This is a genomic window from Streptomyces sp. NPDC040589 (genome assembly GCF_055594445.1).
The window spans coordinates 311,309-323,534 of sequence record NZ_JBVIWP010000004.1; the positions used below are offsets into that span (position 1 = coordinate 311,309).

Below are 12,226 nucleotides of genomic sequence, written 5' to 3' on the forward strand. Positions count from 1 at the left end.
CCTGCCTCAGGTCGGGTTCACACGGATCAGGGTCTGCTGTCCGCTCGCGACGAGCCCCCTCCGGCCGTCCTGGACGCCGAACACCTCGAGCCGGCACACGGTCAGCGTCCGTCCGGCCTTCAGGACCGTACCGACCGCCTCGAGGTGGTCGCCGACGGCCGGGGCCAGGAGGTTGATCTTGTACTCGACGGTGAGCACGTCGGTGCCCTCGGGGAACAGGGTGAACGCCGCGTAGCCGCCGGCGCTGTCCGCGATCGCGCTGGTGGCGCCCGCGTGGAAGTAGCCGTGCTGCTGCGTGACTTCCGGGCGGCCCGGAAGCTCGATGTGGACCCGGCCGGGCGCGACCCGCGTGACCCGGGCACCCAGGTGTGCCATCAGCCCCTGCCGCCCGAAGCTCTCCCGGACGCGGGCCTCCGTCTCCGGGCCCGCCTGCTCCTGCTGCGCCTGCTGTTCCACGTGCTCTCCTTCGGCGGACATCGCGGGGTTACATACCAGGGTGCGCCGGGTTCGTCAGCCGGCGAGGCGTTCCAGCAGCAGGAACCCGCCGATGGCGATCATCAGAGCACCGGACGTACGGGTGACCGCCAGGGCGGCGGACGGCCTGGTACTCAGGACCGTACGGGCCAGGACGCCGACGCTGAGGTAGACGACGGCGCAGGCGGTCATGTGCAGCGTGCCGAACAGCCCGGTCTGCGTGGCGACCGGCCAGCCGCCCGCGGGGTCGATGAACTGCGGGAACAGTGAGAAGTACAGCAGCAGCGCCTTCGGGTTGAGGCCGCTGATCCCGGCTCCCTTGAGCATGATCCGCAAACGGGAGGCGCCCGCCCCAGAGCCGGCGCCCACCTCTGCCTCGGAGGCCGTCAGCGCGGCCGGCTGCCGCAGCACGCCCCAGCCGAGCCACACCAGGTAGCCGGCGCCGGCCACGGTCAGCGCGGTGAGCAGGGTCGCCGAACTCGCCACGATCACCACCAGACCCGCGACCGCGAGCAGCGTGTATCCCGCGTACCCGGCTATCAGCCCGGCGACCGCCGGCACGACCGACCGGTCCCGAAGCCCCGCGGCGATCGCGTAGGCCCAGTCGGCGCCGGGCGTGAACACCAGCAGCAGATCCACGGCCAGAAATGCCGCCAGCGTCGTCGTGTCCATGGATCGGCCCCTCTCACGTGCAGTGTTGCGAGAGGAAGGCTAGGCCGGATCGGCCCGAAGGTGTTCCCTTCTTTACCCCATGATCCCGTGATCTGGGGCAGAATCTTCTCCATGGATGCCCTGGACCGGAAAATTCTTACCGAGCTGCAGTTGGACGGCCGCCTCACGGTCACCGAGCTGGCCGCCCGCGTGAAGCTGAGCGTCTCCCCCTGCCACCGCCGCCTGCGCGATCTCGAACGCGAGGGCGCGATCCGGGGCTACCGCGCGGTCGTCGACCCGGTCGCCGTGGGCCTCAACTTCGAGGCCCTCGTCTTCGTCACCCTGCGCTGGGAGGACGCCGACACCGTCACCGCCTTCGAGGAGGGGGTGGCGGCCGTCCCGCACGTGCTCCAGGCCCAGCGCCTGTTCGGCGACCCCGACTACCTCCTGCGCGTCGCCACCACCGACCTCGCCGCCTTCCAGCAGCTCTACGACCAGCAGCTCGCCCGCCTCCCCGGCATCCAGCGGCTGACGTCCACCCTCGTCATGAAACACGTGGTCGACGACCGGCCCTTGCCGGAGTGAGCAGGGCTTCGGTCACTCAGCGCCCAGACCACCCGCGAACGGCATCGTCCGCCACTGCTCGACCGCCGGCTTCAGCGCCTCCACGAGCAGGGGCAGTTGCGGGGCGAGGGCGAGGCAGGCCACCGCGCGGGACATGCCAACGGCGTTGACGACGCGCAGCACGCCCTCGTCCAGCTGCCGCAGACCCAGGCGCTCGGCGGCCGTGTTGTACGCGGCCTCGCACTCGGGGCCGAGTGCCGCCAGGTCCCACTCGACCGGGCCGAGGGTGGTCAGCTCGAAGTCGGAGTACAGCTCGCCGTCCGCGGCGGAGACGATGTTGGTGGCGGGGGAGTCCCCGTGGACCGGCTGGAACCCGATGCCGGGGAACGCCGCCTCGAATGCCGCGCGTGAGCTGACGACGGGCTCCAGGATCTCCCACTCGCGCCGCGCGCGGTCGAGGTCGGCCGGCTCCAGGAGGTCGGGCCGCCCTTCGAGCACGGCAAGCCCCTCGGAGACGAACCGCGGTTCCGCCGCCGACAGGAACGGCAGCTCGCCGGGGTACTCGCGCAGCGCGGCGTGCAGGTCGGCGACCAGAGCGGAGTTGTGCGCGTAGTCCGGCTCGACGCTCTCGTCCAGCTCGACGAACTGCCAGAACGTCATCGAGAAACCGTCGCGCCGCACCGGTTCCCGCGGCACGAGCGGGCTCGGCGGAATCACCGGGTGGCCCTGCTCCGCGAGCCACGCCACGACATCGAGTTCCAGTCGCTGCCGCGCCGCCTGGAAGCCGGGGTCGGAGTACGACGGCAGGACGGTCGGCACCCGCACCACCACCGGCGACGGAGCGAGGTGCACCACGACGGAGAAGACGTCGTAGATCACCGTCGCGTCGGTCACCGTGAGCCCCAGGTCACGACCCGCGGCGACGGCGGCGGCGAAAGCACGGGCCTTACGGGCATCGATCTGATCAGGTGTCAAAAATCCTTCCATATCGCCGATGGTGTCACGCCAGGGTCGGGCGAGGCGGTGAATTAGCGATCAGTCAGAGGGGATCAAGTCCCGTGTCCGCACCGGGAGTCCGGTCTCGAAGGAGCGGTTCGCGGCCAAGCCGGTGACCAGGGAATGGGCGCCGTCTGCCGCGTCCGCCGCGCGCTGCAGGGGGTCCGGCGCCCGGGTGCCGAACAGGTCCTCCAGCATGCGTACGTCACCGCCGCCGTGCCCGCCCTCGCCGGTCGCCACCTTGATCTCGCGCGGCTCCTCCCAGAAGGGGCGCAGCAGCAGCTCGGTACGTCCGGCGGTGTCCTCGGCCTCGGCACCGTGCAGGACGGGGTCGGAGCCGTTCACGCGCACCCGGGGGCGGGTCCACGTCGACTCCTCCACCAGCAGTTCCAGGCGCCCCTGGCTGCCGTTGAAGGCGATCCGGTAGCCCTCCCACGGGGAGTACGCGGTCAGGTGGTACGTCAGGGTCGCGCCGGTGGCGTACCGGACCAGCACCGCCATGTCGTCCTCGATCGTCACCCCGGGCCCGAACACGTTCTGGTCGCGGTGGTAGCCGTCCTCCGCCTCCGCGTCCAGGTACAGCGCGCTGAGCACGGAAGAGTCGGACAGGTGCACGGCGAACGGGTCGGCCTCGGCGGCCGGGGAACCGTGGGCCCGGTCGTACTCCCGGGCGAGGTCGCGGCGCCGGCCGGCCTCGTCGCCGTAGAAGAACAGGCCGCCCTGTGCGAAGACCGTCTCGGGACGGGTTCCCAGCCACCAGTTGACCAGGTCGAAGTGGTGGGTGGACTTGTGCACCATCAGGCCGCCGGAGTTGGCCTTGTCGCGGTGCCAGCGGCGGAAGTAGTCGGCGCCGTGCCGCAGGTCGAGCAGCCACTCGAAGTGCACCGAGCCGACCTCGCCGATCTCCCCCGAGGAGATCAGTTCCCGTACGGCCGAATGCGCCGGGTTGTAGCGGTAGTTGAAGGCGACCCGGACCTCGCGCCCGGTGCGCCGCTGCGCTTCCAGGATGCGGCGGGCCTTCTGGGCGTCCGTGGTCATGGGCTTCTCGGTGACCACGTCGCAGCCCGCTTCCAGGGCCCGCACGATGTAGTGGTCATGGGTGTGGTCCACCGTGCACACCACGACCAGGTCGATGCGCTCGCGGCGCAGCATCTCCTCGAAGTCCTCGGCCGCGTACGCCGGTACGGGAGGAAAGCCCGGGCGGGCGTCCGCGATCCAGGCGTTGTGGACCGCCATGCGGTGGGAGTTGACATCGCAGAAGCCGGCCAGTTCGAACCGGTCCGCGTAGGGACCGGCCAGCGCCTGGGCGAACAGCCGGGCGCGGGCACCCAGGCCGACCACGGCGGCTCGGCGCCGTGCGGTGTCGGACGACATACAGGTCTCCGTTCGGGGAGGGAGAGGGGCTCTCCGGAGGGCGGGGATTCTCGAAGGCGGCTCAGGGCGTCACGGGCCGCCAGGCGTCCGCCGCCGTAGCGGCGAAGGCCAGCGGGCCGAGGACGACGAACAGTACAACCGGAGTCAGGGCCAGCAGCACGACCGCGGCACCCACGGCCCCGGCGAGCAGGACGGGCGCGAGCGGGTACCGCGGCACCGACCGGAACACGACGGCCAGGGTCGCACGCCAGCGCGTCCCCTCCCGCCAGGCCGCGGCGCAGCGCAGCCCCAGCGCCGGGTAGAGCAGGACGAGGCCGATCACCACGCAGACGGCGTGCCAGGCCGCGGTTCGCAGCGGAGTGCGCCCGGCGGGGGCTTGAGCGGGAGCGGGGATGCCGCGGTCGTCGTCACGACGCGTCCTCCTGTGCGTAGAAGACCCACAGCCGGGCGCCGCGGAAGACGGCGTACGTGATCAGTGCGATGACGGCCGGCAGCACCCATGCCATCGCCGAGGCGTAGCCCATGTGGAAGGCGTGGAAGCGGCGGGCAGCGCGGTGCTGGTCTGGTTCAGCGTTTCGCCGTGCTGCCGTGGAAGCGGCGGGCCACGCGGCACCCGCTCGGGCCCGTGGCCTGCGCCGGCGTGGAGCGGCGGGCCGTGCCGCGCCGGGCTGGCCAGGCCCATTTCCTGCGGAGTCGTGACGGCAAACCCTTCCGTCCCTGTTGCAGACTGACGAGAGTGCGCGCCCGGTCAAGGAGTCGTGCGCTGCACGGCAACCGCCCGCCCCGCCTCCGGCCTAACGTGGCCGTATCCCTTCCACCCGCCCTCCCGAAACGAGGAAGCAGCGCATGCCGTACATCACCGTGGGCCAGGAGAACTCCACCGCCATCGACCTGTACTACGAGGACCACGGATCCGGGCAGCCGGTCGTCCTCATCCACGGCTTCCCGCTCGACGGGCATTCCTGGGAGCGGCAGAGCGCCGTACTGCTCGACGCCGGGTACCGCGTGATCACGTACGACCGGCGCGGCTTCGGGCAGTCCGCCCAGCCGACGACCGGCTACGACTACGACACCTTCGCCGCCGACCTGAACACCGTGATGGAGACCCTCGACCTGCGGGACGCCGTCCTCGTCGGGTTCTCGATGGGTACCGGCGAGGTCGCCCGCTACGTGTCCGCCCACGGCTCCGGCCGGGTCGCCAAGGTCGCCTTCCTCGCCTCGCTGGAGCCCTGCCTGCTCAAGTCGGACGACAACCCGGGCGGGGTCGCCCCGAAGGAGTTCTTCGACGAGATCGTCGCGGCCGTGAAGGCGGACCGGTACGCGTACTACACGAACTTCTACAACGACTTCTACAACCTCGACGAGAACCTCGGCACCAGGATCAGCGAGGAGGCCGTCCGCAACAGCTGGAACGTCGCCGCCGGCGGCGGCTTCTTCGCGGCGTCAGCCGCGCCCGCCACCTGGTACACCGACTTCCGTGCCGACATCCCGGCGATCGACGTGCCGGCCCTGATCCTGCACGGCACCGGCGACCGCATCCTGCCGGTGGACGGGACGGCGAGGCGGTTCCACAAGGCTCTTCCGGCCGCGGACTACGTGGAGATCGAGGGCGCCCCGCACGGTCTGCTCTGGACCCACGCGGAGGAGGTCAACGCGGCACTGCTCGCCTTCCTGCAGAAGTGATCGGGCAGACGTGATCGAACAGAAGTGATCGAATTCTTCCTCCGATTCTTCCTGGACGGCCCTCGGCCGGGGTGGTGACATCGTCGGGGTCGGCAGCGGAACCGAGCTGCCGTCCCTTGACCGTGCCCGGAGGGGAATCAGGTGGCCGTCGTCCTTTGCACCGCGTCACTGTCGGCGGCCGACCGTGGGGAGCGCTGGCACCACGCCGTGTCACGCACCTTCGTCCCGCTCGATGTGCACCTCCTCGAGAAGGACCCGTCCCCCGGGAAGATCGTCAGCAACGAGCTGGGTTCCTTACGGGTCTCGCACGTCCAGGCGGGCCCACAGGTCGTGACGCGCAGCAGGCGCCTGATCGCCCGGGACGGGAAGGAGCACCTCATCCTCACCCTCCAGCAGCGAGGCAGGTCCATCAAGGAGCAGGACGGCAGGGAGGCCTGCATAGGGCCGGGTGACTTCTCCCTCTCGGATTCCTCCCGGCTGTTCCGCAAGAAGGTGCCGGACAGGTTCAGTTTCACCTCCTTCCACTTCCCTCGCGAGGATCTCCGCGTGCGGGACGACGATCTGCGGGCGATGACCGCCACGGCGTTCTCCGGCCGGGAGGGCGGTGCCGCACTGGTGGCGACCTATTTCGCTCAGCTGGCCCGCGAAGCGGCCGGTCTCGACGCCGTCGCGGGCCGTCAGTTCGCCGCCACCGCGCTCGACCTGCTGGCGCTGCTGATCAACGAGCGCCGCGGCCGCTTCACCACCCAGGCTCCGGAGACCGCCGCGGCCACCCTCGTGCGCGTGCAGGACCACATCCTGCGCCACCTCTCCGACCCCGGCCTCTCCCCGCCGGGGATCGCCGCCGCGCACTTCATGTCGGTCCGCTACCTGCACAAGCTGTTCCAGCTGGAGGGCGTCACGGTGGGGGAGTGGATCCGGACCCAGCGCCTCGAACGGTGCCGCAAGGATCTACTGCGGTCCCCGGCCCCGGGACACGGGGTCGCTACCGTCGCCCGGCGCTGGGGGTTCGTGAGCCCCAGCCACTTCAGCCGTGCCTTCCGGGCGGCCTACGGCGTGACGCCCCGCGAGTGGCAGCGAAGCGGACTGTCCGGCCGATCCCCTGCCTGACCCCGGGAACGTCCCGGCGGTTCGCCGCGTTGCCTCACTGTTCACGCCGCCGACCCAGGGAGCATCGTGCCCGAGACCACGCCCGGAACCACCGCCGTTCTGCCCGTACTTCCGGCCCTGAGCGCACAGGCAGAGCGACTGATCGCGTCGGGGGTCCACGAGATCGCCGGGCTGCCGGCCGCCGAGATCCGTACGTACGCCGCCGACGCCGAGGCCTCGGTGGGCGGCGAGGGCGCCCTGCTCGCCGTGCACCCGGACCGGGCCCCCGCCTCCGCTCTCGCGCCGCTGCTCCGCCGCGAGGGCAAGCCGGGCTTCGTCGTCGTCGACATGCCCGACGTCGATGAGTTCACCCCCACCGGCATCGAGCTGCCCGACGCCCCGCTCTACGTTCTCACCGGCCTCGACCGCGGCGACCACATGAGCAACTGGAGCCCGGACGAGGCACTGCCCGCCCTCACCAAGGCGGACCGCACCCCGCTGCTGCTCACCGAGGGCATCCACTGGGTGCTCCAGCAACCGGCGGCCCTGGAGCGCAATTTGTGCTTCATGACCATCGGTTCCCGGCTGCGCAAGCCGAACGGCACGTTCGACGCCCGCACCCCGGCGATCTGGATCAGCAACGGCACCGGCCGCGACGGCCGCGAGCGCCGCGACGCACCGAAGGTCGGCTGGTGCTGGTGGAACAACCGCCACACCTGGCTGGGCTTCGGCTCCGCCACGGGCCGCAAGCCCTAGCCTCCGGGCGCACCGGCCGGCCCTCACTGCACGAGCGGGCCCACCTGTACCGGCCGGCCCGTGGCCAGGGCGGCGAGACCCGCGTGGGCCCCGTCCCGTACGTCGGCGGGGACGCGGTCGTCGAGGGCGAGCACGGCGCGGTACTCGGCGGCGGCCTCGGCCAGCTCGCCGAGGCGGGCGAGGGCCTGGCCCAGGTGGAGATGGACCTTGCCCGCCTGCTTGTGCCAGCCGCGGGCGTCGAACTGCCCGCGTATGGAGCGCAGCGCGTCGGCCGCCTCCTGCCAGTGCCCCTGGCCGAGATGGACGAACGACACCGAGTAGACGGCGGACAGCAGGGTGAAGTCCCGTACGTTGGGCGGGATCCGGTCGTGATGACGGGGATCCGCGAGGGCGTCCAGGATGCCCTGGTAGGTCTCGACCGCCGCCCGGGCCCTGCCCGCCCCGCGCAGCACCCTGATCACCCCGCAGGACACCTGCAGATACCCGGTGACGTCGTCCGCCTCGGTGAACAGCTCCAGGGCGCGGTGGTAGTGGTCGGCGGCGGGCGGCATGTCGTCGACGGCGTCCCGCAGCCAGCCGAGATAGGCGTGGGCCCAGGCCTGCTGGAGGACGTTCCCGGCCGCCCCCGCGAGCCGCAGCGCGGCCGTGGCCGACTCCACCGCCTCGTCGTGCCGCCGGGCACAGGCCCAGTACGCCCAGGCGAGGTAGTTGCGGTGGGTCGCCTCCAGACCGGCGTCGTCCAGCGCCGCCCCGGCCGTCGCGGCACGCTCGTAGACCTCGATCCAGTGGCCCCAGGACACCCAGTGGTCGGAGAACCAGTGCATGGCCTCCGCGACCTCGACGACCCGCGTGTGCTCGTCCCGTGCCGCGGCCTCGCGGAACGCGGCCAGCCAGGTGTCGCCCTCCGCCTTGATCCAGCGCGCCGCCCGCTCACGGTCGTCGAGGGCGACCAGCCGGCCGGGGTCCGGCGCGGGCATGCCGTAGTCCGGCTCGTACCAGCGGCCCGCGAGGACGGCGGTCTCCAGCAGCCAGTGCCGCAGACGGGACCGCGCGTGGAGCGACCTCTCCTCCCCGTCCTCCAGGCGGTGACGGGAGCCCGCGTACAGCCGGAGCAGATCGTGCAGGCGGTAGCGGTCCTGACGGGACGTCATCAGCAGTCCCGCCTCCAGCAGTTCCTCCAGCAGGTCCTCGGCGTCGGGCAGCGGGACACCCGCGAGCACCGCGGCCGGTGCCACGCTGAAGTCCCCTCCCGGTACGAGCGACAGCAGCCGGAACATCCGGGCGGCCTCGGGGGCGAGACGGGAGTAGGAGAGCGCGAAGGCGGAGTTGATCCGCAGGTCGCCCGCGCTGAGCGCGTCCAGCCTGCGGTCCTCGTCGGCGAGCCGGTCGGCGAGGCGCCGCAGGCTCCAGTTGGTGCGGGTGGCGGCCCAGTTGGCGGCCACCCTGAGAGCCAGGGGCAGATGACCGCACAGCTCGGTCACGGTGTCCGCCGCCGCCGGCTCGGCGTCCACGCGCCCGGCGCCCACCACGGCCCGCAGCAGGGCGGCGGACTCCTGCCGGCTCAGCCCACCGAGCTCGACGCGCCGCACCCCCTCGAGACCGGCGAGGGCACGACGGCTCGTCACCACCACGAACAGCCGCCCCTCGCGCGGCAGCAGCGGCCTGACCTGTGCCTCGCTGCCCGCGTTGTCCAGCACCAGGACCGCGCGGAGCCCGGCGGCGATCTCGTGGTAGCGGGCGAGCCGCTCCTCCGCGCCGAGCCGGGCCAGCTCGGCGTCCCCCACACCCCACGAGGCCAGCAGCCCCGACAGGGCCTGCTCCGCGGGGAGCGCCCGCTCGTCCAGACCTCGCATGTCCACCAGGAACGCCCCGTCGGGGCAGGACGACGCAAGCTCCTCGGCCAGCCGGACCGCCAGAGTCGTCTTCCCGCTTCCGGGCGGGCCGGACACCACGGCCGCCGGCGGCACGAGCAGCCCCCGGCCCCGCGCCGGCCCGCTGTCGTCGGCCTCCTGCGCGAGGGCGCGCAGCACGGCCAGTTCCGCCTGCCGCCCGACGAAGTCCCGCACGCCCCTCGGCAGTGTGTGCGGCGAGGCCCTGACGGACCCGGCGGCCCGCGTGCCGGGACGGGCGGCGCGGGCGGCGCCCAGGAGCTCCGCGTGCGCCGCCTCGTCCAGCTCCAGGCCCTGTGCGAGCGCGGTGACGGTGCCCCGGTGCGGACGCCGGCTCTTGCCCCGCTCCATGTCCCCGATGGCGCGCCCCGACACCCCGGAGGCCTCGGCCAGTTCCTCGATCGTCAGCCGCCTGCTCTGCCGTAACGCGCGCAGCAGCCGTCCGAACGGCGCCGCGATCCCCACCCCGGTGTCCACCGCGCGATGATACGTGCGGCGGCCACCGGCTCGGCGGGCATCAGCCGGCGGCGTGGGCGCCGATGACGGCCTGCGCGTAGACGATGCCGAGGCCGTAGGCGCCGCCGTACTCCTTCACCACGTCCGTCACCGCGCCGTACGTCTCGGTACGGGCCCAGTCGCGCTGCAGCTCCAGGAGCACCTGCACCCAGGTGACCGGGACGGCCCCGGCCTGGACCATGCGCTGGACCGCGTGGTCGTGGGCCTGCGGGCTGACGCCGCCGGACGCGTCGGTGACGACGTAGACCTCGTAGCCCTGGGCGAGCGCGGAGAGCGCGGGCAGGACGACGCACACCTCGGTCCACAGCCCCGCGATGACGAGCTTGCGCCGCTCGGTGGCCTTGACCGCCTCCACGAAGTCCCGGTCCTCCCAGGCGTTCATGGAGGTGCGGTCGACGGGCTTCCGCTCGGGGAAGACGTCCGCAAGTTGCGGCAGGAGCGGGCCGGAGAAGGACTCGGCGGCCACCGTGCTCAGCACGACCGGCACGTCGAAGGTCCGGGCGGCTCTGGCCAGACCGACGGTGGCGTTGATGATGGCGGTGCGGTCGCCGCTGCCGGTGCCGAAGAACATCTGCGGCTGGTGGTCCACGAACAGCACCGCGCAGTTGTCCGGGGTGAGCAGATCGGGGCTGGGGGTGGCGGTGACGTCGGCGATGCTGACCATCTCTGTCCTCCGGGGAGCGTGACTCCGGCTCGGATCTCGGCCGGTTCGCTCGTCACGCTAGGCACGCCGGACGAGCGCCGGAGGAGTTCGGGGCCGCCCGTGCACGGTGGGGACAGCAGGGGTGCGTCCCGGGGCAACTTCCGGGGCCGGGGCGCCGTATCCGGGCGGGCTCTCAGACCGCGGCGCGCCGGATCTCGATGTTGCCGTAGCGGGTACGTGCCCGCACCTCCACCCTGTCGTCGCTCTCCGCCGGGCTGGCGGAGGCGGTGAGCAGATTGCGCACCCGGCCGTGGCCCGAGCTGGCGTCCAGCCAGGCCGCGGTACCGGCCCGCACCCCGACCTCGATGTCCCCGTAGGAGGTCTCCAGCTCCACGCGACCCCGGGCGACGTCATCGACCCGGAGCATCCCGTGCGCGGTGGTGGCGCGCACTCCGGCGCCGGCCCGCTCGACGGTGATGTCGCCGTTGGCGCCGCTGATCCTGGCCTCTCCGGTGACGGAGCCGACGGTCGTCGTGCCGTGCGAGTTCTTCAGTACGACACCGCCCTCGACGGCGCGGATACCGATGTTGCCCGAACTGGTCTGTGCCTCGACGTCGCCCATGGTGTGGTCCACCGTGACGCGCCCGTGCGAGGTGTACAGGTGCAGCGGGCCCGTCTCGGCCAGCCGGATGTCGCCGGTCGAGGTCTTCACCCGGGTCCGGCCGAGCCGTCCCTCGGCGCGGAAGTCGGCCCAGGCCGCCTCCGCCTCCACCCGGGAACCGGCGGGCAGTTGGATGACGATGTCCACCGACGGCGGCCGCCCGAACAGGGTGCGCTGCCGGGGCGCCTCGATGTGCAGTCGCCCGCCCGCGCAGCTCACCTGGGTCTGCCCGGCGAGCCGCACATCGGCGTCCCGCTCCGGATCCGTGGGCAGCACCTCCACGACGGTGTCGGCGCGGTCGCCGGCGAGGAACCGCACGAGTCCCGTGCCGATGCGGAGCGTCACCGAAACGGGTTCCCGGGTCTCGAAGACGGGCATCAGCGCACCCAGCCGGTGTAGCGGTTACCGCCGCTCCGGGGCGACTCGGTGGAGCGGGCCCGGACGTCGCCGCTCTCCACGGCCGCGTTCACGGCCCGCACCAGCCAGGCGTTGACCGACAGGCCCTCGCGTGCGGCGGCCTCCTCGGCGCGCCCCTTGAGGTGGGCGGGCAGACGCAGATTGATGCGCGCGGTGGTGCCGTCATCGGCGTCGGCTGGTGCCGGGGCCGGTGCCGGGGCCCTCGGCGGCTCCGGACGCGTGTCCGGCTCCTCGAAACCGGCGCCGGCCGGCGGCGGAGTCACGACGAAGGCGGGGTCGAGCCCGCGCAGCCGTACGTCGACCGAGCCGGGGGCGAGTTCGCGGGTGATCTCGTCCATGGCGGCGGACAGCACGTTCAGCAGTGTCAGGCGGGTCGCCGACTCCAGCGGAGCGGTCAGCCGCTCGGCCAGCTCGCGGGCGTCCTCCCCACCGGCTTCGGCAGCCACCGCGAGTTCCCGGCGGAGTGTGTCGACGTAGGGCGTGAGGTCCATGGCGGCATGATGGCATCAAGGT

General features: G+C 72.4%; 13 protein-coding genes. 4 read left to right on the forward strand and 9 right to left on the reverse strand.

All coding sequences use genetic code 11. From position 1 onward, the window contains the following. Positions 1 to 6: 6 nt before the first annotated feature. Complete coding sequence (locus ACZ58V_RS19320) at positions 7 to 456, reverse strand: PaaI family thioesterase (RefSeq protein WP_471291009.1); 450 nt, start codon at positions 454 to 456, stop codon at positions 7 to 9. Between the two features lie 54 nt (positions 457 to 510). Then, positions 511 to 1,146 (reverse strand): LysE family translocator, encoded by a 636-nt coding sequence (locus tag ACZ58V_RS19325; RefSeq protein WP_471291011.1) that lies wholly within the window; start codon positions 1,144 to 1,146, stop codon positions 511 to 513. A 111-nt stretch (positions 1,147 to 1,257) separates the two neighbouring features. Here ACZ58V_RS19325 and ACZ58V_RS19330 point away from each other — a divergent pair, with 111 nt between their 5' ends. After that, positions 1,258 to 1,710 (forward strand): Lrp/AsnC family transcriptional regulator, encoded by a 453-nt coding sequence (locus tag ACZ58V_RS19330; RefSeq protein WP_184599130.1) that lies wholly within the window; start codon positions 1,258 to 1,260, stop codon positions 1,708 to 1,710. Positions 1,711 to 1,722: 12 nt separating this feature from the next. Here ACZ58V_RS19330 and ACZ58V_RS19335 read toward each other — a convergent pair whose 3' ends face one another. The 3 genes from ACZ58V_RS19335 to ACZ58V_RS19345 all read right to left on the reverse strand — a co-directional run bounded on the left by ACZ58V_RS19335 (position 1,723) and on the right by ACZ58V_RS19345 (position 4,384). Continuing rightward, entirely contained in the window at positions 1,723 to 2,676 is a 954-nt protein-coding gene (locus ACZ58V_RS19335; RefSeq protein WP_468188838.1) for an aminoglycoside phosphotransferase family protein, read from the reverse strand. A 48-nt stretch (positions 2,677 to 2,724) separates the two neighbouring features. Then, entirely contained in the window at positions 2,725 to 4,059 is a 1,335-nt protein-coding gene (locus ACZ58V_RS19340) for a Gfo/Idh/MocA family protein (RefSeq protein WP_468188840.1), read from the reverse strand. Between the two features lie 61 nt (positions 4,060 to 4,120). Then, on the reverse strand, positions 4,121 to 4,384 hold the full coding sequence (locus ACZ58V_RS19345; RefSeq protein ID WP_471291013.1) for a hypothetical protein: 264 nt from the start codon (positions 4,382 to 4,384) through the stop codon (positions 4,121 to 4,123). A 521-nt stretch (positions 4,385 to 4,905) separates the two neighbouring features. Between ACZ58V_RS19345 and ACZ58V_RS19350 the strand changes: the two genes are divergently transcribed. The 3 genes from ACZ58V_RS19350 (at position 4,906) to ACZ58V_RS19360 (ending at position 7,587) form a co-directional block, all read left to right on the forward strand. Continuing rightward, positions 4,906 to 5,742, forward strand: coding sequence for an alpha/beta fold hydrolase (locus ACZ58V_RS19350; RefSeq protein ID WP_468188844.1), 837 nt, complete (start codon positions 4,906 to 4,908; stop codon positions 5,740 to 5,742). A 141-nt stretch (positions 5,743 to 5,883) separates the two neighbouring features. Next, entirely contained in the window at positions 5,884 to 6,852 is a 969-nt protein-coding gene (locus ACZ58V_RS19355) for a helix-turn-helix domain-containing protein (RefSeq protein WP_468188846.1), read from the forward strand. A 66-nt stretch (positions 6,853 to 6,918) separates the two neighbouring features. Then, the gene (locus ACZ58V_RS19360; RefSeq protein WP_468188848.1) at positions 6,919 to 7,587 is read left to right on the forward strand and encodes a DUF5701 family protein; all 669 of its coding nucleotides are present in this window, start codon (positions 6,919 to 6,921) and stop codon (positions 7,585 to 7,587) included. A 23-nt stretch (positions 7,588 to 7,610) separates the two neighbouring features. Here ACZ58V_RS19360 and ACZ58V_RS19365 read toward each other — a convergent pair whose 3' ends face one another. The 4 genes from ACZ58V_RS19365 to ACZ58V_RS19380 form a co-directional block, all read right to left on the reverse strand. Further along, positions 7,611 to 9,953: an ATP-binding protein gene (locus ACZ58V_RS19365; RefSeq protein WP_471291016.1), complete on the reverse strand. Its 2,343-nt coding sequence runs from the start codon at positions 9,951 to 9,953 to the stop codon at positions 7,611 to 7,613. 40 nt (positions 9,954 to 9,993) lie between these two features. Continuing rightward, positions 9,994 to 10,656, reverse strand: a complete 663-nt coding sequence (locus tag ACZ58V_RS19370) for a hydrolase (protein ID WP_471291018.1) — start codon at positions 10,654 to 10,656, stop codon at positions 9,994 to 9,996. Between the two features lie 172 nt (positions 10,657 to 10,828). Next, positions 10,829 to 11,674 carry a DUF4097 family beta strand repeat-containing protein gene (locus tag ACZ58V_RS19375; protein ID WP_471291020.1) on the reverse strand — a complete coding sequence of 282 codons (846 nt, stop codon included), beginning with the start codon at positions 11,672 to 11,674 and terminating at the stop codon, positions 10,829 to 10,831. After that, entirely contained in the window at positions 11,674 to 12,204 is a 531-nt protein-coding gene (locus ACZ58V_RS19380) for a toxin-antitoxin system HicB family antitoxin (RefSeq protein ID WP_189724281.1), read from the reverse strand. Before ACZ58V_RS19380 ends, ACZ58V_RS19375 begins: the two co-directional genes overlap by 1 nt. Positions 12,205 to 12,226: the final 22 nt, after the last annotated feature.